We start from the raw sequence: 19,023 nt of genomic DNA, 5'->3' as shown, positions 1-19,023 counted from the left end.
AAAAGGACACGAAAAAAGGCTGCCCGCAGGATGCGGACAGCCTTTTTCAGTATCGTCGTGTCGGACGGTCAGCTGCTAGCCAACCAGGGGACGCTTCATGTCGGCCTTGGGCACGCCCAGGCGCACGATGAGGTCCACTTCGCAGGGCTTGCAGGCCTGGCAGATTTCCAGGTCGCCGCGCAGGGACATGTACAGGTAGGCGTCGGTGGCATCCCAGCCGGTAGCGGCAGCCACCAGGCCCTGCATCTGCACGCTGGCGTGGCGCAGGGCTTCTTCATAGCCGGCGGCGCTGGCCATGGTGTACCAGGTGTCGGCGGTCTCCAGCACGGGCCATTCCAGCGGGCAGTTCTTGATGACGCTCACGCGGGCGATGACGGTACCGTTGATCTCCAGACCGGTGCCGCACAGTTCGCTGTCACCCATGACGGCGTGCATGTCGCCCATCTGCACCAGACCACCTTCCACGCGCACGGGGAAGTAGGCGGTGTTGCCCTTGACCATCAGCTTGCAGTCCAGGTTGCCGCCGTGGCTGCCGGGGTAGCCGCAAGGCACGCTCTTTCCCTTTTCGGGGGCCACGCCGATGACGCCGATCATGGGATTGATGGGGAAGGTCACGTCATTGAAGACGGCCTTGCCGTTCTCGATGGGGATGCGCTTGGTGCGGGTCTCGCACTTGTCCCAGAGGGGGCCGATCTTGGGCAGGGTGGTGGTGGTACCGATGGTGTCGCACTGCACGTCCAGCAGTTCCACCTTGATGACGTCGCCGGGCTGGGCGTCGCGCACGAACAGCGGGCCGGTGGCGGGGTTCATCTTGCTGTAGTCGCAGCTGGTCACCAGCTGGCTTTCGGAATGCATCTGGTTGCTGAAGCAGTCCTGGGTGCGGAAGATGACGATCTCGCCGGAATCGATGGTGCCGGTGGGTTCGTTGTCGGCACTGAAGGTATAAACGACCTTGTCAAAGTACTGCATGATTCAACTCCTGCAATGAAGGTTACACCATATCGCTCTTGCGGAAGGCTTCGGGGACGACCTTGTAGCCCTTGCTTTTGACGTAGCCGATGACCAGGCCGATGGCCAGCCAGCTGAAGCCCACGATCTGGGTCATGCTGTCGAAGGAGAGCCACACATAACCGAGGATGAGCACGCCGCAGAAGGGGCAGATCACATAGTTGAGCAGGGCCTTGCCGCCGCGCATCTTTTCACGACGCCAGAAGAAATTGTACACGGCGAGGTTCAGCAGGATGAAGGAGGTCAGGGCGCCGAAGTTCACCAGGCGGGCCAGGTCTTCCACGGTGGAGAGCTCGGCCACCAGGATGGAGAAGATACCCACGGCGATGGTGGCGATGTAGGGGGTCTGGAAGCGGGGATGCACCTTGCGGAACAGGCCGGAGACGCCGGGCAGCACGTTGTCGCGGGACATGCCGTACAGCACGCGGGAGGTGGCGGCCTGGGCGTTCATGGTATTGGCGATGCCCACGGCCAGGATGTTGACCACCAGCAGGACCTTGCGGAACCAGTCACCGGCGGCGAGCTCGGCAGCGTCGAAGAAGGCCGTGTCGGGGTTCATCTTGCTCATGTCGGGCTGGATGATGGTGGCCACATAGGTCTGGAGCATGAACAGGAAACCGATGCAGAGCAGGGCGGCCATGGTGGCGCGGCCGATGGTCACTTCGGGGCGGTGGGTCTCTTCGGCCAGGGTGGAGATGCCGTCAAAGCCCAGGAAGGAGAGACAGGCGATGGTACAGGCCAGGCCGATGAACTGCAGGTTCATCTCGCCGGGGCGGTACAGGGGATCCATGACCAGCTGGCCGGTGCCGCCGCCTTCACCAAGGACGTAGTTGAGGCCGAAGCCGATGAACAGGGCCAGGACCACGGCTTCCACATAGAACATGATCCAGTCGGCACGAGCGGTATAGGTGATGCCGCGGACGTTGATGAGGGTATTGATGCCCACGAACACGATGACCCACATCCAGCGGGGGGTGGCCGGGAAGAGTTCCACACACCAGTTGGCGGTCATCAGATAGAGCAGGGCGGGCACGAACACATAGTCCAGCAGGATGAGCCAGCCGGCGATGAAGCCCACATGGTGGTTCAGGCCGCGCTGCACATAGGCGTAGACAGAGCCCGCGATGGGGAAGCGGTTACTCATCTTCATGTAGCTCAGGGCCGTGAAGAACATGGCGCAGATGCCCACAAAGTAGACAAAGGGCGCCATCATATGGCTGTCTTTGGAAATGTAGCCATAGATGGACATGGGGGCGATGACCACCATGAACAGCATACCGTAAACAAATACGTCCTTGAAGCTGAGTTCGCGCTTCAGCTCCTGGCCGTAGCCAAAATTGTCCGTGGAACCTGTGTTCGACATAAAGCAACCTCAAAAAAATTTTTACCGGGCAGACGAACCGGTATGTGCGTTTTAGCCCCTTTTTTCATAAAGTCAAAGCCTAATTGCCCGATATGCGCAAAACATGTACCGCCATGTCCGGGACTCCGCCGGGCAGGAACGTATACCACCTGACATGAGCGGAGAAAAATTTTTTTGAAAAAAAAGCTTGCATACGGCAGGCCTTCGGTGTAATGTCCTCTCTTGCAACGGGATGTGGCTCAGTTTGGCTAGAGCGCAGCGTTCGGGACGCTGAGGCCGCGCGTTCAAATCGCGCCATCCCGACCATAAAAAAACAGACGGGTTCCAGCGAAGCTGGAGCCCGTTTTTTTATGCTGCAAGCGGTATGTGGCCCTTGCCGCGTACTACCTGTGCCCGTGAGGGGGGAAGGGGGGCCGCCTCTCAGCCCAAAGGGGGCCAGTTTTTTTGAACTGTCGCAATCGGTGGGACCAGGTCGCTGGGCAGTTCGTGTTCCAGGGGCTCACGAGCATTTCCACAGGCTGATTCTGTTCCCGGCTTTTGCGGTAACATCCGGCAGCTAGCCTGCGTCGTCAGACGGTGTTCCTATGGTGGCATAAAGTGTGGGGAAAGGGGCCTGGTCCGTCATGTGGTCCCATCGAAAGCGGGACGGCCGATAAGAGCGGCTGCATAAAAATTGATTTTTTTACGCAAAAATGTTTGACAGGGCAGGGCGATTGCTATACATAGCTTTTCACGACGCGCTCGTAGCTCAGCTGGATAGAGCAACAGGCTACGAACCTGTAGGCCAGGAGTTCGAATCTCTTCGGGCGCACCACAACAAAAACAAGCGGTTAGCTGTAACAGGCTGACCGCTTTTTTTGTTGTCTTCTGCATTTTTGGGGCCCCGCGTGAGGACTTTTCAAGAGCTACTTGGCTGACACGCGTGCGCACCCGTCAGCAGCATGCAACAGGAATGATGGCAAACAAGGCTGTGGGAGGACTGCAGACGACAGGAGCTGGTCCACCTGGCAGAAGGAATGTCTTCGCGTCAGCCCGAGTCCCGTGTGCTTTGTTTGAGCCTTCCATTATTGGCTAAAAACAAGCTGGATCAGCAAACAGAGAAAGGGCGTGGGGATGTCTAAATGACACCCCCACGCCCTTTCTCTGTTTGGAGCAATCTCTAGCCACCGTCCCTACGTCGAAAAGGTGCCGAGCGCTGTTCTCAAGTTTCGTAACAGCTCACAACCGTAAACTTATTCTCAGCAGCGCGCAGGATGGTCGCAAAATGGTCGCAAAGCCAAAAAAATGGGACACCGTTTTTGCCGGTATCCCATTGATTTTATTTGGTGCGCCCGGCAGGAATCGAACCTGCGGCCTACTGCTTAGGAGGCAATCGCTCTATCCGACTGAGCTACGAGCGCGCGTCGTATCTTGTAAAGCAGTCTGACGCGCGCTGTCAAGTTGAAGCTGGCGGGCGGAAGGTCCTGTATTTCCGGGGCTGAAGGCAGGCCGTTTTGTGCCGCAACGCAGGAAAAATCCTCTACAACGATTCCGCTAGTATGACGCGCTCAGCTCAGGAACGCTTGTGCGGCAGGTGCAGCATGGGACCAAGCGCGATGCCCATGGCCCCCAGCACGACAACGACAGCTCCCAGCAGGCTGAGCAGGCCCAGATGCTCCAGAGGAAATACCTGGGGCAGGGCCAGCGCCCCCAGGGCTTCCAGGCCAAGCGTGAACAGCGGGGTGGTGGTGACCACAGCGCTGACCTTGGCGGCATGCCAGTTCTTCATGGCCGTGGAAAAAGCACCGTAGGCGACGATGGTATTGATGCAGGCAAAGATCAGGCAGGCCGTCTGCAACGAGTCCAGCTCAAGAAAGGCCGAAGGAGTGGAGAGCGGCGTCAGGGCCAGGGCACCGGCAAGATAGATGAAACGCATGATGCGCCCGGGCGAGATCGTGCGCAGCAGGACTTTCTGGGCGATGCCGTAGCTGGCCCAGACGACGGCGGCCATGATCCCCAGCGCCATGCCGATGAGCATGTCACCGTTGGCCAGCTCCAGCAGCCGGGTATTGAAAAACAGCAGAAGGCCCGCGAGCAGAACGATGACGCTCCCCCCTGGATGGGGAGGAATGGCTCGCGCAGGACGAACACACTGCCCAGCAGCAGGAGGACGGGGCCCGCCTGTGCCAGGATCTGGCAGGCGGAGGCGCTGAGGTAGGCCACCGACGAGTTGAAGAACACGAAGTTGCAGCTTAGGCCCGCTGCGGCCAGAGCCAGCAGGACTTTTTCCCGGCGGCCCAGCGGTGTGCTGTTGCCGGGATGTCGGCAGGAAAGGCCCCATGTCCAGGCGGCAGCTACCCAGAAGCGCAGGCAGACGATGGAAAGCGCGTCCACCGTGGAAAGCAGGTGTTTGAGGGCCAGCGGCAGGGCCCCCCAGAATAAGGCCGTGAGCAGGGCCAGCATCAACCCGGTAGCGTTGGAACCCGGCATGTTCATCCTCCGTTGAGCGTTACGGGGGGCACCCTACAGCTTTGTCATGGGCTTGTCATGCGGAAATGAAGGCAGGGGGCGGGCCGAGCCATGAGCGGACGGGGCAGGGCTCCGGCATGGTAGACGCTGCAGCAGCCGTTACATCGGGAACAGGGCGGAAGCTTGCAGCAGATCCCTGAAAAGGCGCATGGCGGGCGTGCTTTCTCTGTTCTTGTGCCAGACGCAGATGGCCTGGACGATGCATCCAGACATGCGTACCGGCAGCTCTATCAGACTCCCCGTGGCCAGTTCCTGCTCCACGGCAAACGTGGGCAGGAAGGAGACCCCCAGGTTGGCAGCCACGGTTTTTTTGATGGATTCGAGGCTCCAGAGCTCTATGGTGTTGCGAAAAAGGATGTCCCGGGCGCGCAGGTGGGCTTCCATACGTTCCCTGTAGATGCTGCGAGGCTCGTTGATGATGAAGCTGGTCTCCTTCCTCTGGTGGGGCGTATCGAAGTCCCGGAGCCCGGGAGCGAGCAGGGGGGAGGCGACGATGATCCCTTTTGCCTGGCCGAGCGGCAGTACTTCCAGCGTGTGCGGATGTCCGCCCACATCATAATAGACCCCCAGATCATACTGGCCGGAGAGGATGCCTTCCCTGATGTCGTGACAATTGAGGCTGTGCAGCTGGAGCTTCACAGCCGGAGCCCGCTCCACGAAATCGCCGAGCAGGGCATGGAGCTTGTAGGAGAGCAGGGATTCCGCCACAGCCACACGCAGCTCCCCGTGCAGGGACGCAGGGTCGTTGCATGCCGTGATGGCCTGCATGGAATGCAAGATAGCTTCCATATGAGGCAGGATGCTCTTGCCGGCAGGGGTGAAGACCATGCGCCTCCCAAGACGCTCGAAAAGGCGTACAGAAAGCTCGTTCTCGAGCTGGCGCACCTGAAAGGTCACGGTGGACTGGGAGCAGTTGAGGCGCTGCGCGGCCTTCTGGAAACTGCCTTCTTCCAGGATGGTCTTGATGACGACGATGCTGCGCGTATCCACAGGCCCCTCCAGAATATATCGAGATTATAGAATCATGGCTGCGAATATATTTGCTTTTTCGCATAAAGTCATCAGCGTACCCTGCAGAGATGTCGCTTGGCCCGGTACGGGATCGGGTCACAGATACGACAGTCGTCCCAAAACGCTACGGAGGGGCACATGCCTGCATCGGTACTTTCGGCTTTTTTCGTATTCACCTTCATCACGACCATCACGCCCGGCCCCAACAACATCCTGGCTCTTACGACGGGCGGCTGGGCAGGATTCAGGGGCAGTATCCCTGTTCTTGCCGGGATCTGCGGCGGTTTTTTCTGTGTCATGGCCATTTGCGGTGTACTTTCTTTCTCGTTTTCCGTGCTGTCCGCCTCCTTCCTGCAGATCATGCGCTATGTCGGGAGCGCCTATCTGCTCTGGCTGGCATGGAAGACCGCCATGCCGAAGGCAGGGGGCAACAGTGACGGGCGTGCCGATGCGGGCTTCATGACCGGATTCGTGCTCCAGTTCGTCAACGTCAAGATCATGGTCTACGGCATGACGGCCTATTCCGCCTTCATCCTGCCGCACCATGATTCTGTTGCGGCACTTCTTGCCGGGATGTGCTTCCTGACCATGATGGGCAGTCTGGGCACCATCGTGTGGGCCGTGGCGGGAGCCAGTCTGCAGAGCGTTTTCCAGCGGCATGCCCGCGTGACGAATGGATTGCTGGGGGCTATGCTGGTCGGTTGTGCCTGGTCCCTGCTGGATCAGTGATGCCGATGGGCCGCAAACGCCGGGAAAGGGCCCGCAGCCTACAGCCTTTATCATGCTTAAAACACATGGATAGATATTTGATATAGGTATTTTACCTGATAACTGCCTTTCTGCTATCTCCTCAGGGAACGCAGGCGGTCGCCATCAGGCCTTGTGGCAGCGGTCAGCCTGATCTTCATCATGAAGGAGAATAAGCCATGATGTCTCTGGACACATTGCTGGAACACCTGGATGCGGGACAGCCGCTGGTCACGGGCACGGAAGCCTTTGACTGCATGCACGGCTATTCGTACGAGGCCATGCGCCTGACCGCGGAGCTGAACAATGCCTTCCATACGCCTGAAGAGATCCGGGAGATCATGGGGCGGATCACGGGACGCCCGATAGATGAGACGTTCCGTCTTTTCCCGCCGTTCTATACCGACTTCGGCAAAAATATCCGCATCGGGCGCCGTGTTTTCATCAATGCCTGCTGCTGTTTCCAGGATCAGGGCGGGATCAGCATCGGTGACGGGACGCTCATCGGGCACCGGGTGACCCTGGCCACCATCAACCACGGCTTGCCGCCGGACCGGCGTCATGTCCACAACATCGCGCCCATCGTCATCGGCAAGGATGTCTGGATCGGTTCCGGTGCCATCCTCCTGCCGGGGGTGCATGTGGGCGATGGCGCCGTGGTGGCGGCAGGATCTGTGGTCCGTGAGGACGTTCCGCCGCGTACCATCGTGGCTGGTGTCCCGGCCAGGATCATCAAAACTGTGGAGCAGGACGCTGCCCTGCGGGTCGTCCCGCCGGATCATGAACCGGCTCAAAGCCGGACAGGGGAAAAGAATATGCAGTACGCGACGCATTACGAAGAAGGGAAAAAAGTTTCGTTCAAAAAGTTCGATCTCAATTTGGCGGGCCTGCTGTTCCTGCCCGATGGTTTTGATGCGGACGCCAAATATCCGGCGGTGGTGGTCACCCATCCCGGCGGCGGCGTGAAGGAACAGTGTTCCTCGCTTTACGCCTGGCATCTGGCCCGGGCCGGCTATGTGGCCCTGGCATTCGATGCCTCCCATCAGGGCGAGAGCGAAGGTCTGCCCCGGTGTCTGGAAGATCCTTTCTCGCGCGTGGAGGACATCCGCTCGGCTGTGGATTACCTCGTCACCCTGCCGTACGTCGATGAAGAGCGCATCGGGGCCATGGGCGTCTGCGCGGGGGGCGGCTATACCATGAGCGCCATCCAGACCGATGTGCGCATCAAGGCGGCGGCCGGGATCAGCACCTGGGACGTGGGCGACAGCGCCAGAAACGGCTTTCCCGGTGTCGAGATCGAGAACTTCATGCAGAAGCTGCTGCAGGAAGTGGCCCGCGCCAGAACGGCGGCAGCCCGGGGAGAGGAAGCTCCCTGCTGGAAGTATGTTCCGGACGGCCCGGACGAGATCGACGAGCATACGTCCGTGATCCAGCGGGAAGCCTACGAATACTACAGGACGCCGCGCTGCAGTTATCCGACGTCCGTCAATCGTTACCTTGTTTCCAGCAATGACAAGCTGGCGGCCTTCGATGCCTTTGCCTATCTGGATACGGTGTCGCCCCGTCCTCTGCTGTTCATCGTGGGCAGCCGGGCGGATACGCTCTATTTCACGGAAGATGCCTACCGGCGGGCCAGGGAGCCCAAGAAGATCCATGTGGTGGAAGAAGCCAGCCACGTGGACCTGTATGACAAGCCGGAATACGTCACTCAGGTGGTGGAAGCCCTGAAAGAGTTCTTCGGCAAGGCGCTGTAGGCATAGCCCTTTCTTGTGTTGCCGGAGGGCTGCTCTTGCGGGGCTGTCTCCTCCGGCAGCAAGGGGCAGGCGGAGGACTGACCGTGTCCTGCCTTCCTGTGTGCTGTCTGCGGGATGGCCTGAGTTCAGGGCAGCGGAGAGAACGCACCCAGGTTTCTGCGCTGCGAGGGAGAGCCCGCAGAGGGAAAAAAGAAGATCAGCCCGACCTCTTTATCGTCATACGGGAGAGCCGGTAAGCGGCTTTTGCCGGAAATCGTGTAGTGCAGACAGGCGGCAATCTGCCGGCGATACAGGGCTTTTCCGGCGGAAAAGCGTTTGACAGGCCCGGGCGGGCGTGGAATGGAATCATGTCCATGAACGCCGTCGTCATATCGCTGTTTCTTGGTGGGCTGGCCCTGTGCATCGTCACGGGCGCATCCTTGCTGTGGGCTCTGGCCTTCGGCCTGCTGTGTTTTACCGGGCACGCTTTCCGTCTGGGCTTTCGGCCCCGCGAGATCGTGGGCCTGTGCGGCAGGGGCGTGCGGACCATCGGCAACATCCTGAAGATCTTCGTCCTCATCGGTATGCTGACAGCGGTCTGGCGTTCGGCCGGGACCATCCCCTATATCATCCACCACTGCCTGCCTTGGGTGGATCCTGCCCATTTTCATCTATGGGTCTTCCTGCTGTGCAGCCTGCTGAGTCTGCTGCTTGGGACCTCGTTCGGCACGGCCAGTACATTGGGCGTCGTTTTCATGCTGCTGGCGCGCACGGCCGGGCCCGATCCGCTCCTGACGGCCGGGGCGGTCATGAGCGGCATTTATGTGGGGGACCGAAGTTCGCCCATGTCGTCCAGCGCGGCGCTGGTCTGCGCCCTGACAGGGACGTCCATCTATGACAACGTACGGCTCATGTGGCGTACGTCCCTGCTGCCCTTCTTTCTGGTCTGCCTGGCCTACGTCCTGCTGCCGTCGGCACGGGCCGAGAGCCTGCCGCATGTGGACGGTCTGTTTGCCGACGGGCTGGTGCTGGATGCCCGGGTCCTGCTGCCGGCCGTCTTCATGCTGGTCCCCCTGCTGTTGCGCTGGGATGTCAAAAAGATCATGGCATGCAGCATCCTTGCCGGATGCGTGGTCTCTCTGGCTGTCCAGCAGATGTCACCGGCTGCCTTGCTGCGCTGTCTGGTGTTCGGCTATGAGCCTCCGGCGGGCATGGAGATGCTGGCGGGGGGCGGCCTGCTCTCCATGGCACAGGTGGCGGGCATCGTCCTGTTGACTTCGGCCTATGCGGGCCTTCTGGAGGCGACCGGTCTGCTGGATGGCCTTTCTTCGCTTTGCAAGCGGCTGTCCTTACGGCTGGGGGCCTTTCGGACCACGGTGCTGGCAGGCCTGCCCGTGGCTGCCGTGAGCTGCAACCAGACGCTCGGCATCATGCTGACGAAGCAGCTGTGCGCCCCTCTCTGGCAGAACGGGAAGGAGATGGTCCTGCCGCTGGAAAACGGCATCGTCCTGCTGGCGGCCATCATCCCCTGGAGCATCGCCGGGAGCGTTCCTTGCGCCATCATGGGCGTGGGACCGGAGTGCCTGCCTTATGCTTTTTATCTGTATATGGTGCCGTTGACGGACATGCTGCTGCGGCGCCGCTAAGACGGTATCCCGGCGACTGTCGGGCAGGGAAGAGCAGGAGGCCGCGTCCTTTTCCACGTGTTTTTTCTGCCCTGTCGTATGCAGTCCCGGCATCTGGTGGAGAATTTTTCCCGGCAGTGTCCTGTATGTAAAAAGCCCCGGCCTTCCTTCATCTGCGGAAGCGTCGGGGCTTTTTCGTTACCATTTTGGGGGGAACTGAACAGGGGCGCTCACTGGCGTCAGGCCATATTTCCCGGCAGTGTGTCCTTTGCCGGGGCACTGGAGAAAATGCTCTGCCGGGAAGCTGTTTTTTTGCCGGCCGGCGGGCAAAAGCGGTTTCCAGGCAGTTCGGCAGGCCGTGGCTTGGGGCGGTCGCAGAGAAGATCTGGCGTTTTGCCGCCCATATCCGGGATGCGGCTAGACCAGATACAGTTCCGTCCCGGCTTCCTGGAGCATGTGCTGCCAGTGCTCCTCGAGCGGGGCATTGGAGAACACGGCTTCGATATCGCAGACATTGGCCACCCGGACCATGGCGGAACGGCCGAATTTGGAATTGTCCGTGGCTAGGAAGACCCGGCGCGAGCATTCGATGATGGTCCGGGCCACCGAGACCTCCCTGTAATCGAAGTCCAGCATGTTGCCTTCCTGGTCGATGCCGGAGATGCCGATGATGCCGTAATCCACCCGGAATTCCCGGATGAAATTCTCCGCGCTGGGGCCGATGATGCCGTGGTCGTGATGCTGCACCGTGCCGCCGGCCACCACCACGTCGAAGTTGGGATTGCGGGCCATGATGGCGGCCACGTTGAGGTTGTTGGTCAGCACCCTCAGGTTGTTGTGCCCCAGCAGGGCATAGGCGACCTCCTCGGTGGTCGTGCCCAGGTTGATGCAGATGGAGGCCCCGTCGGGGATATGTTTGGCCAGCATCTGGGCGATGGCCTTTTTTTCAGGCAGGAAGAGCTTTTTGCGCTGCTCGTAAAGGATGTTCTCCGTGCTCAGCGGCATGCCGACACCGCCGTGGAACCGCTGCACCTTGCCCTGTCCGGCCAGGGTATTGATATCCTTGCGGATGGTCTGCGGGGTCACGGAAAAACATTTGGTGAGCTCGTCGATGGTCGCATAGCCGCGCGCGTTGAGCATGTGCAGCAGGGCCTGATGGCGTTCCGTTGTCTTGGTCATGGGGTGTCCTGATGGGGGTGAGGATGCCGCAATATACTGGAATGACAGGGGCCGCGCAAGCCGCTCCCGGATATCGGATGAAAAGGTTTCGTTTTCGAACTTCTATTATCAAAAAACGAAAATTGATTGACGCGGAGCCTGTCTAAGGCTTATGACAAAAACAAGTATATACGCCTGTTTTCCCGGCATCCTGTCGGGATCGGTCCCCGGATAGGGCATCCGGCCCGGCCGGATGGTTTGCTTTGTGAAACAGGTGGCCTGACGGGCAAAAGGCCGTCAGGGTGCGGAAAAGGTGCTCCTTATCTCAATCCCAAATCAGCAGAGGTGGATGATGAAACGTATCGTTGCACTGCTTTTGGCCTGCGCCTTTGTCATGGGTGCGCTGGCTGCGCCTGCCATGGCTGCCAAGACCGTCGTCATCAAGATCGCCGGTATGAAGCCCGAAGGCGAACCTGAAACCATCGGCATGCACAAGTTCGGCCAGTATCTGAAGGAACTGTCTGGCGGCAAATACGAGGTGCAGGTCTTCCCCAACAGTACCCTGGGCAAGGAAGATGCCTACATCGCCAGCACCCGTAAGGGCATCATCCAGATGTGTGCCACGGGTACCCAGACTTCGGCCCTGCATCCTGCCATGGCCATGCTGGAAACCCCCATGCTGTACGACAGCTATGACCACGCCCGCCGCGCCATGGAAGGCGAGACCTTCAAGCTGATCAATGAAGGCTTCACCGAAAAGTCCGGTCTGCGTACCCTGAACGCTTTCCCTCTGGGCTTCCGTCACTTCTACACCAAGAAGCCCCTGAACAGCGTCAATGACGTGAAGGGCCTGCGCATGCGCGTGCCCAACATCCCTCTGTACACCAACTTTGCCAAGGAATGCGGCATCAGCGGCCAGCCCATGCCCTTCGCCGAAGTGCCCAGCGCTCTTGACCAGGGCGTCATCGACGGCGGCGACAGCCCCCTGTCCGATATCGTGGCTCTGAAGATGTACGAGATCACCCCCCAGATCACCCTGACCGGTCACATCCTGGTGATCCACTCCCTGTACATCAACGAAAAGTTCTACCAGAGCCTGCCGGAACAGGACAAGGCCTGGTTCAACGAAGCCGCCAAGCGTGCTGCTGACGACATCTGGCAGATGGTGGAAGAAGGCGACGCCAAGGCCATCGAGACCATCAAGGCCGCCAAGGGTTCTGTGAACACGCCTTCCAAGGAATTCCACGACTACATGGTGGAAGCGGGCAAGCGCAGCTGGAAGCTGTTCTATGACACCGTTCCCAATGCCAAGGAAATTCTGGAAAGCGCCGCCAGCTACCGCGACGCGAAGTAACATCTGAACACCGGGGGATGCCGCATGGGGCGGCGTCCCCCTTTTTCGACCCTGAACCACGCATGCAGACACCGCAACAGCGGTTTTTCTTCCGATACGCAGGGGGATACGATGAGCAGCGAAACCAAAACGACGCCCGCGACGGCTCCCGGGCAGCCGGCTGCCGAAAACAGGCACGGTTTGTCTGGCGAACTGCTTTTTGAAATTTTCTGTGCGGTCATCTTTCTGGGGATGATCGGTCTGGTCTTCTATAATGCCTTTTTGCGCTATGTATTTGGCGGAAGTTATCCCCCCAGCGAGGAATGGGCGCGCTTTCTTTTCATCTACATCACCTTTTTCGGTGCCATTGAGGCGTTCTACTGGAAAAAGCATATCGCGGTGGACATGTTTGTGGACATGTTCTCGGGCATGTCCCGCAAATGCATAGAGATCCTGGCCATTCTGCTGACCATGGGCGCCCTGGGGCTGCTGCTTGACGGCGGCATCACCTATGTGCTGCAGACCATCGACACCAACTCGGTCGCCACCAATGTCAACATGGCCTTCATCAACAGCACGCTGCCCATCATGGCCTTCACGGCCATCCTTATCTGCCTGCGGGATCTGATCGCCCTCGTGCGCCGTCCCGCCAGCAGCTTCGTCAAGGCGACGGAAGAGGAAAAGATCGAGCAGGAAATCAGCAAGGAGTTGTAGGGGATGGAGCTTTTTCTTTTCCTTGGCAGCCTCTTTGCGTTCCTGTTCGTAGGCATTCCCATCTCCATGGTGCTGGTGCTGTGCTCCATCGTGCTCATGTGGCATTCCGGCATGTGGGACAGCATGATCATTCCCTCCACCATGCTGGACGGGGCCAACAACTATCCCCTCATGGCCATCCCCTTCTTCGTCTTTGCCGGCGAGATCATGGCCGAGGGCGGCCTGTCCAAACGAGTGGTGCAGCTGGCCCAGCTCATGATCGGTCGCGTGCGCGGCGGTCTTGGTTATGCCGCCATCATCTCCAGCGTGATCTTTGCCGGTCTGATGGGCAGCTCCGTGGGTGAAGCCGCGGCCCTGGGCGGCCTGCTGCTGCCCATGATGGCCGAAGTGGGCTACAAGCCCGGCCGTGCGGGCGGCGTCATCGCCTCGGGCGCCATCCTTGGCCCCATCATCCCGCCCAGCACCAACTTCATCCTGCTGGGTGCGACCATCAGCGGCCTGTCCATCACCAAGCTGTTCATGATCGGCCTGTTCCCGGGCATCTTCATCGGCCTGGCCCTGATGGTGGTCTGGTTCTTCATCGTGCGCATCGATGGTTATAACGAGACCATCACCTTCACGCGTGAAGAAAAGTGGAAGATCATCCGTGACGCCACCCCGGCCTTCATGATGCCCGTGCTGCTGCTGGGCGGCATCCGCTTTGGCGTGTTCACGCCCACGGAAGGCGGCGCCTTTGCGGCCATCTACGCCATCATCGTCTGTATGGGGTACTACCGGGAACTGAGCTTCCGCGGTCTGCTGCGCGTCAGCGCCCGTGCGGCACGGACCACTGCTGTGGTCATGCTCATCGTGGCTACGGCCACGGCCGTGGGCTGGTTCATCACCATCGCCCAGATCCCCAACCAGGTGACCGATCTGTTCCGGCCGCTCATCGACAGCCCCGTGCTCCTGCTGCTGGCCATCAACATCTTCCTGTTCCTGGTGGGCATGGTCATGGACCTGACCCCCAACATCCTGATCTTTGCCCCGGTGTTCTATCCCCTGATCACCCAGGCCGGTATCGACCCGTACTTCTTCGGCCTGCTGTTCATCCTGAACCTGGGCGTCGGCGTCATCACCCCGCCCGTGGGTACGGTGCTTTACGTGGTCTGCGGTGTGGGCAACATCAAGATCACCAAGCTGGTGCAGGGCATGTTGCCGTTCCTGGTGACGGAGATCATCATGCTCTTCCTGCTCCTCTTCTTCCCCTCGCTCTCCCTTACGCCGCTCAACTGGCTTATGGGCGGCTAGGTTCGATCCGCATCTTTGCCATGCAGGGCCCCTTCGGGGGCCCTTTTTTTATGCCCCGTGATGAGAAGAGGGAGACTGCGGTGCCTAAGGGAGGGGAGAGGTCTGTATCCGGGATGGATCCGCTGGGGACTTCCTGCTGGGAGGGACGAGCCCCGGGCAGAGGAAGGACAGGTACAGGCATAACGGCGTCGCGCCTTCGTCGCCGGTCAGGCGCTGCCCGCGGTCTTGCAGGCATGATGGAGCTGGAAGAGGAGAAGGTGCCCTCTTGTCTAGGCTGCCGTCAGGGGACCTTCCCTCAGTACCCTGTTGCGGATGGCGGTGGCAAAGATGAGCGTACACCATAAAAAAAGCATCCCCACAGGAGATGCTTTTGCGTTTTCAGGTTCGTTGTCAGCGGATGATTCAGGCAGAGCGCGATGTCCCCAGCCTGTTCCCCAGCAGGAAAGCCAGCAGGGCCGCGAGAGTAGAGGGCACGATGGCATGGATGCCGTACATGGAGGGCTTGAGGACGCTCAGAGCAAAAAAGCAGGCCACCCCCACCAGAATGGAGCTCAGGGCGCCGGCCGCATTGGCCTTGCGCCAGTACAGGCCCAGCAGCAGGGGCCAGAGGAAGGTGGCTTCCAGACCACCAAAGGCAAACAGGTTGATCCAGACCAGCAGGTCCGGCGGCTCCAGGGCTGCCATAAAGACAACGGCGCCGATGGCGGCCGTACAGCCCAGGCTGAAGCGCTTGATGCGCTGCAACGGCATGCGGCTGCTGTCGCCCTTCAGGACGTACTGTACATACAGATCCTTGATAATGGCCGCTGAGGCCAGGAGCAGCATGGAGTCCACCGTGGACATGATGGCCGCCAGAGGCCCGGCGATGAAGACCCCGGCCCAGAACGGCGGCAGCAGCTCCAGTATCAGGCTGGGCATGGCCATGTCGCCTACGGCAAGGCCGGGGATGACGGCCCGGCCCAGTGCCCCGGCCAGATGGACGCTCAACAGGAGGAAGCCGATGATGACCGTGCCCATGATCATGGCGCTGTGCATGGCCCGTGAGTCCTTGTAGCCCATGCAGCGCTGGCTCGTCTGGGGCAGTCCCAGTACGCCCAGGCCCACCAGTACCCAGAAAGAGAGGATCATGGGCTGGGGCACGGCATCCTTGGGCCCTGTGGGCGTGATGAGGCCGGGATCGATGGCCTTGAGGCGCAGCATACAGGCCTCCATGCCGCCGCCGGCCTGGACCACCGCCAGCAGTACCACGACGGAAGCCACAGTCATGACGATGCCCTGCATGGCATCGGTAAGGACAACGGCACGGAACCCGCCCAGCGCAGTATAGGCGATGACCGTGATGCCGAAGAGCGCCAGTCCGACTTCATAAGGGTAGCCGGTGATGGCCTGGAACAGGCGGGCACCGCCGATGAACTGGGCTGTCATGGCAGCCACGAAAAAGACCAGCAGGGCCAGAGAGCAAAGGATGGCCACGGCGTCACTGCCATAGCGGACGCGCAGGTAGTCGGTGATGGTCACGGCATTCATGGCCCGGGCTTCCATGGCGAAGCGTTTGCCCAAGACCCCGATGGTCAGGAAGACGGTGGGCATCTGGATCATGGCCAGCAGGACCCAGCTCAGACCCACGGTATAGGCCATCCCAGGCCCGCCGATGAAACTGCTGGCACTGGTGTAGCTGGCCACCACGGTCATGGCCAGCACAAAGCCGCCCATGGAACGGCTGCCCAGAAAGTATTCCTCAAGGAAGCCCGACGCGTTCTCATGTTTGCGGGAAAGTTTTCCGGCCCACAGGGCCACCACAAAGGAAAGCGCCAGATAAAGGACGATGGGGAGCAGCGTGGAGGAAGCAGCCGTCATGGACGTTCCTCCCGGCCGGGATGGTTTTCGGAGGAGGGCGCTTCCGATGCCTGTGACGCATCGTCATCGTCAAGGGGCATGTCCTTGAAGAAAAAGCGCACCAGTCCCCAGACGAGCAGACAGGCTACAGGGTAACCCAGCACACAGCTGTAGAAGAACCAGTCCGGCATGCCCAGCGTATAGCTGTAGTTGTCCGGGGAATCGCTCCCCAGTCCGTAGGCTGTCAGATACCACCAGAGGAAATACAGGGCGTAGGCGGCCAGGGCGAACAGGGCTTCCCGGTTCGCCTGAAGGAAACGCGAGTCGTTTTTGCGGGCCATGGGTACTCCGGGGCTGAAAGGGACGGGACGGCCACTGCTCCCGCCAGTATGACAGAGTGTGCGTCCGTAGTCGAGCAGGCAGCCATGAAGGAAAAGTATCCCGCCGGGATAGAGATAGAAACAAACGGCATTTGCTGTGCCGTCCTGGGCCAATACAGGGCCAGCTCCTGCCGTCTGTGTCTGCCCTTTTGACCTGCAGGGCCGTCCTGCGTAGGCTGGCGGGAACACGTCGTACGGAGAATGAAGACCATGCACATGCTTGCCGCCATCGATCTGGGGGGGACCCACTGCCGTTTTGCCCGTTTTGCCGCCACGCCCCGGGGGCTGGATCTGGAGGCTGTGGAAACGTGTCCGACAGCCGGCCTGCAGGACAGTGATGCGGTCCTGCAGCAGTGGGAAAGCTGTCTGCACACCCCGCTGTCACGGGTGGCAGCGCTGGTCATGGGCGTTGCCGGGCCTGTGCAGGATGGCCTGCGCGCTCGTCTGAGCAATGCTCCCTTGCGGATAGATCTGAATGCCGTCATGCCGCAGTTCGGTCTGCGCCGGGCCCGTGTGGTCAATGATTTCGTCTGTGAGGCCTGCGCCTGCCTGACCCGGGTGGGGGAGCGGTCCCTGCATCTGCTGGGACCGGCTGACATCCCTTGTCCGTCGCATCGTTCTCCCGGGGAGGTGCCTGCGCCTGTGGCCGTGCTGGGGGGCGGTACGGGACTGGGGTCCGGCTGGCTGGTCCCGCAGACGGACGGCGGGCGGTTGCGCTGGTCGCCCCTGCCGTCAGAGTCCGGGCATCAGGCCTTTGCCTTTCTGGGGCGGGAAGAAGAGGACTTCGCGGTCTTTGCCCGTGAACGGCTGGGACGGTCATTGCTGCGTCCTGATGATGTGGTCACGGGGCGCGGTCTGGCCGTGCTGCACCACTTTCTGACGGGCCGGGATCTGACGCCTGCCGCTGCGGCGGCCGAAGGTCTGGTGGGGGATCATCCGACCCTGCGCTGGTATGCCCGTTTCCTGGGGCGGACATGTGCGCACTGGGGGCTGGCCACGCTGTGTTACAGCGGCCTTTTCCTCACCGGGGGCATGGTGTTGCGCAATCCTGCGGTCACAGAGCATCCGGCTTTTGCGGAAGGTTTTTCTCTGGCTCCGGAGCTGGGGGTGCTGGAGCGTATCCCTGTCCGCCGTTACACGGATGCGTACAGTGGACTGTGGGGCGCGGCCTGGCTGGGGGCGAATCTGGCCGGGGTGCCGACAGGGAGATAGCCAGCTCTGCAAAAACAGACGCACCGGTGTCTTCCGCTGGGGAAAGCCGGAGAAAAAAGATGACGCAGGTCCTAGGACCTGCGTTTTTCATGTCAGGCAGGGCCGTCAGGAAATGAAGCCCGTAGACAAGAGAATCCGGCAGGCGTGCCTGCCGGATAGAGGAGGGATTAGGAGGTTGCGGGGAGGCCTCCGGCCTGGTGCAGAACGGAAGGGGGGAGAGGAGCCTTTCCTGCCATCTCACCAGAGGAGTATTTTTTATTTAACGATTGTTCGAATGTTAATAGATATGGGAAGTCCGGTTTATGGGCAGTATTCCCTGGATAACTTTGCCGTATCGGAGAAAAAAGACAAAGGCTCCCCTTCTTTTTTAATCGATTGATTGACTAAAATTATAGGGAGCGCTACGGTCCAGGGCAGGAGGAAGAGCATGGACGATATGCTGGAGGATAAAAGACGCAGCAAGGGAGAGGCTACCCGGATGGCCTTGCTGGAAGCGGCCCTGGTCCTGTTTGGGGAACGCGGCTTCGAGGGGACGAGCACTCGCGATATTGCCGGGCTGGCCGGCTGCAATCAGGGGCTCATCTCTTTCCATTTCGGCGGCAAGGAGGGCCTGTACGATGCGGCCCGTACCGTCATTTTCGAGAATCTGGGCAGCATCGTGCGCCCCATGACACGCCGTCTGGAGGAGGCCCTGGCTGCGGAGACGGATGCCGCAGCCCTGTGCGGCATGTTGCAGACGGAGATCACGGCGATCCTGACCACGTTCATACGCAAGCAGCACCACCAGTCCTGGTTCCTGCTGCTGCGGCGTTCGCTGCATGTGGGCGACGAAAAAACACGCGATCTGCATTCGGCCCTGTTCCTGCCCCTGCTGGACGTCATCGGCCGCATCCTGGCAAAGGCCGGTCCTGCAGGAGAAGACAGCGCCCTGAAAGCCTTCCTGCTGGTGGATATGGCGTTCAGCATCCTGCGTGATTATCCCATGTTCTCTGCGATCTCTCCTGCGCGTGATGCGGAGGCGGATGCCCGGGAACTGGCCGGGATGCTCTTCCGGGGGATACTGGCCCGCTGAAGGAGGAAAAGATGATGCGTCGTTTCTTGTTGC

At 60.4% G+C, this 19,023-nt stretch carries 15 protein-coding genes, 3 tRNA genes and 1 pseudogene; 10 read left to right on the top strand and 9 right to left on the bottom strand.

Features of this window, described 5'->3' with window-relative positions:
- Window positions 1-75: 75 nt before the first annotated feature.
- A complete protein-coding gene (locus ACQRCJ_RS07400) occupies window positions 76-969 on the bottom strand; it encodes an acetamidase/formamidase family protein (protein WP_168935295.1) in 894 nt (297 codons plus the stop codon).
- Between the two features lie 22 nt (window positions 970-991).
- Window positions 992-2,371 carry an APC family permease gene (locus ACQRCJ_RS07395; protein WP_204626489.1) on the bottom strand — a complete coding sequence of 460 codons (1,380 nt, stop codon included), beginning with the start codon at window positions 2,369-2,371 and terminating at the stop codon, window positions 992-994.
- A gap of 228 nt (window positions 2,372-2,599) precedes the next feature.
- Between ACQRCJ_RS07395 and ACQRCJ_RS07390 the strand changes: the two genes are divergently transcribed.
- Together ACQRCJ_RS07390 and ACQRCJ_RS07385 are read left to right on the top strand one after the other, a co-directional pair.
- Window positions 2,600-2,677: transfer RNA gene (locus tag ACQRCJ_RS07390), tRNA-Pro, on the top strand.
- A 431-nt stretch (window positions 2,678-3,108) separates the two neighbouring features.
- Window positions 3,109-3,185 (top strand) — tRNA-Arg (locus tag ACQRCJ_RS07385).
- A gap of 509 nt (window positions 3,186-3,694) precedes the next feature.
- Here ACQRCJ_RS07385 and ACQRCJ_RS07380 read toward each other — a convergent pair.
- The 4 genes and pseudogenes from ACQRCJ_RS07380 to ACQRCJ_RS07365 form a co-directional block, all read right to left on the bottom strand.
- Window positions 3,695-3,771 (bottom strand) — tRNA-Arg (locus tag ACQRCJ_RS07380).
- Between the two features lie 152 nt (window positions 3,772-3,923).
- Window positions 3,924-4,388, bottom strand: a complete 465-nt coding sequence (locus ACQRCJ_RS07375; RefSeq protein ID WP_320861442.1) for a DMT family transporter — start codon at window positions 4,386-4,388, stop codon at window positions 3,924-3,926.
- A 137-nt stretch (window positions 4,389-4,525) separates the two neighbouring features.
- Window positions 4,526-4,813, bottom strand: a pseudogene (locus ACQRCJ_RS07370) (EamA family transporter); the annotation flags it as partial.
- A 165-nt stretch (window positions 4,814-4,978) separates the two neighbouring features.
- The gene (locus ACQRCJ_RS07365; RefSeq protein ID WP_168935292.1) at window positions 4,979-5,869 is read right to left on the bottom strand and encodes a LysR family transcriptional regulator; all 891 of its coding nucleotides are present in this window, start codon (window positions 5,867-5,869) and stop codon (window positions 4,979-4,981) included.
- A 159-nt stretch (window positions 5,870-6,028) separates the two neighbouring features.
- On the opposite strand from ACQRCJ_RS07365, the gene ACQRCJ_RS07360 reads away from it, so the two are divergent.
- The 3 genes from ACQRCJ_RS07360 (at window position 6,029) to ACQRCJ_RS07350 (ending at window position 10,016) form a co-directional block, all read left to right on the top strand.
- Window positions 6,029-6,619, top strand: a complete 591-nt coding sequence (locus ACQRCJ_RS07360; RefSeq protein ID WP_427799577.1) for a LysE family transporter — start codon at window positions 6,029-6,031, stop codon at window positions 6,617-6,619.
- Window positions 6,620-6,816: 197 nt separating this feature from the next.
- Complete coding sequence (locus tag ACQRCJ_RS07355; RefSeq protein ID WP_427799576.1) at window positions 6,817-8,391, top strand: alpha/beta fold hydrolase; 1,575 nt, start codon at window positions 6,817-6,819, stop codon at window positions 8,389-8,391.
- Window positions 8,392-8,738: 347 nt separating this feature from the next.
- On the top strand, window positions 8,739-10,016 hold the full coding sequence (locus tag ACQRCJ_RS07350; protein WP_304015140.1) for a Na+/H+ antiporter NhaC family protein: 1,278 nt from the start codon (window positions 8,739-8,741) through the stop codon (window positions 10,014-10,016).
- Window positions 10,017-10,412: 396 nt separating this feature from the next.
- Here ACQRCJ_RS07350 and ACQRCJ_RS07345 read toward each other — a convergent pair whose 3' ends face one another.
- Entirely contained in the window at window positions 10,413-11,174 is a 762-nt protein-coding gene (locus ACQRCJ_RS07345) for a DeoR/GlpR family DNA-binding transcription regulator (RefSeq protein ID WP_427799575.1), read from the bottom strand.
- A 331-nt stretch (window positions 11,175-11,505) separates the two neighbouring features.
- Between ACQRCJ_RS07345 and ACQRCJ_RS07340 the strand changes: the two genes are divergently transcribed.
- The 3 genes from ACQRCJ_RS07340 to ACQRCJ_RS07330 all read left to right on the top strand — a co-directional run bounded on the left by ACQRCJ_RS07340 (window position 11,506) and on the right by ACQRCJ_RS07330 (window position 14,490).
- Entirely contained in the window at window positions 11,506-12,507 is a 1,002-nt protein-coding gene (locus ACQRCJ_RS07340; RefSeq protein ID WP_168935287.1) for a TRAP transporter substrate-binding protein, read from the top strand.
- Window positions 12,508-12,618: 111 nt separating this feature from the next.
- Window positions 12,619-13,200: a TRAP transporter small permease gene (locus ACQRCJ_RS07335; RefSeq protein WP_168935286.1), complete on the top strand. Its 582-nt coding sequence runs from the start codon at window positions 12,619-12,621 to the stop codon at window positions 13,198-13,200.
- A gap of 3 nt (window positions 13,201-13,203) precedes the next feature.
- Window positions 13,204-14,490, top strand: a complete 1,287-nt coding sequence (locus ACQRCJ_RS07330; RefSeq protein ID WP_168935285.1) for a TRAP transporter large permease — start codon at window positions 13,204-13,206, stop codon at window positions 14,488-14,490.
- A 402-nt stretch (window positions 14,491-14,892) separates the two neighbouring features.
- On the opposite strand, the gene panF is transcribed toward ACQRCJ_RS07330, so the two are convergent.
- Both panF and ACQRCJ_RS07320 read right to left on the bottom strand, forming a co-directional pair.
- On the bottom strand, window positions 14,893-16,347 hold the full coding sequence (panF, locus tag ACQRCJ_RS07325) for a sodium/pantothenate symporter (protein WP_303931969.1): 1,455 nt from the start codon (window positions 16,345-16,347) through the stop codon (window positions 14,893-14,895).
- Window positions 16,344-16,667, bottom strand: coding sequence for a YhdT family protein (locus ACQRCJ_RS07320; RefSeq protein WP_168935283.1), 324 nt, complete (start codon window positions 16,665-16,667; stop codon window positions 16,344-16,346). The genes panF and ACQRCJ_RS07320 overlap by 4 nt, the downstream gene beginning before the upstream one ends.
- A 249-nt stretch (window positions 16,668-16,916) precedes the next feature.
- Here ACQRCJ_RS07320 and ACQRCJ_RS07315 point away from each other — a divergent pair, with 249 nt between their 5' ends.
- Complete coding sequence (locus ACQRCJ_RS07315) at window positions 16,917-17,918, top strand: glucokinase (protein WP_168935282.1); 1,002 nt, start codon at window positions 16,917-16,919, stop codon at window positions 17,916-17,918.
- Between the two features lie 427 nt (window positions 17,919-18,345).
- Window positions 18,346-18,990, top strand: a complete 645-nt coding sequence (locus tag ACQRCJ_RS07310) for a TetR/AcrR family transcriptional regulator (RefSeq protein WP_168935281.1) — start codon at window positions 18,346-18,348, stop codon at window positions 18,988-18,990.
- Window positions 18,991-19,023: the final 33 nt, after the last annotated feature.

The organism is Desulfovibrio sp. SGI.102, assembly GCF_050314315.1.
Lineage (GTDB): Bacteria > Desulfobacterota > Desulfovibrionia > Desulfovibrionales > Desulfovibrionaceae > Desulfovibrio.
This window is presented reverse-complemented; position numbering and strand designations above follow the sequence as displayed.

Coding starts and splice junctions, on each gene's coding strand:
- ACQRCJ_RS07350 (WP_304015140.1), top strand. CDS start 8,739: ATGTCCATGAACGCCGTCGTCATATCGCTGTTTCTTGGTGGGCTGGCC.
- ACQRCJ_RS07345 (WP_427799575.1), bottom strand. CDS start 11,174: ATGACCAAGACAACGGAACGCCATCAGGCCCTGCTGCACATGCTCAAC.
- ACQRCJ_RS07310 (WP_168935281.1), top strand. CDS start 18,346: ATGGACGATATGCTGGAGGATAAAAGACGCAGCAAGGGAGAGGCTACC.
- ACQRCJ_RS07315 (WP_168935282.1), top strand. CDS start 16,917: ATGCACATGCTTGCCGCCATCGATCTGGGGGGGACCCACTGCCGTTTT.
- ACQRCJ_RS07355 (WP_427799576.1), top strand. CDS start 6,817: ATGATGTCTCTGGACACATTGCTGGAACACCTGGATGCGGGACAGCCG.
- ACQRCJ_RS07320 (WP_168935283.1), bottom strand. CDS start 16,667: ATGGCCCGCAAAAACGACTCGCGTTTCCTTCAGGCGAACCGGGAAGCC.
- ACQRCJ_RS07395 (WP_204626489.1), bottom strand. CDS start 2,371: ATGTCGAACACAGGTTCCACGGACAATTTTGGCTACGGCCAGGAGCTG.
- ACQRCJ_RS07375 (WP_320861442.1), bottom strand. CDS start 4,388: ATGCTCATCGGCATGGCGCTGGGGATCATGGCCGCCGTCGTCTGGGCC.
- ACQRCJ_RS07335 (WP_168935286.1), top strand. CDS start 12,619: ATGAGCAGCGAAACCAAAACGACGCCCGCGACGGCTCCCGGGCAGCCG.
- ACQRCJ_RS07400 (WP_168935295.1), bottom strand. CDS start 969: ATGCAGTACTTTGACAAGGTCGTTTATACCTTCAGTGCCGACAACGAA.
- ACQRCJ_RS07330 (WP_168935285.1), top strand. CDS start 13,204: ATGGAGCTTTTTCTTTTCCTTGGCAGCCTCTTTGCGTTCCTGTTCGTA.
- panF (WP_303931969.1), bottom strand. CDS start 16,347: ATGACGGCTGCTTCCTCCACGCTGCTCCCCATCGTCCTTTATCTGGCG.
- ACQRCJ_RS07340 (WP_168935287.1), top strand. CDS start 11,506: ATGAAACGTATCGTTGCACTGCTTTTGGCCTGCGCCTTTGTCATGGGT.
- ACQRCJ_RS07360 (WP_427799577.1), top strand. CDS start 6,029: ATGCCTGCATCGGTACTTTCGGCTTTTTTCGTATTCACCTTCATCACG.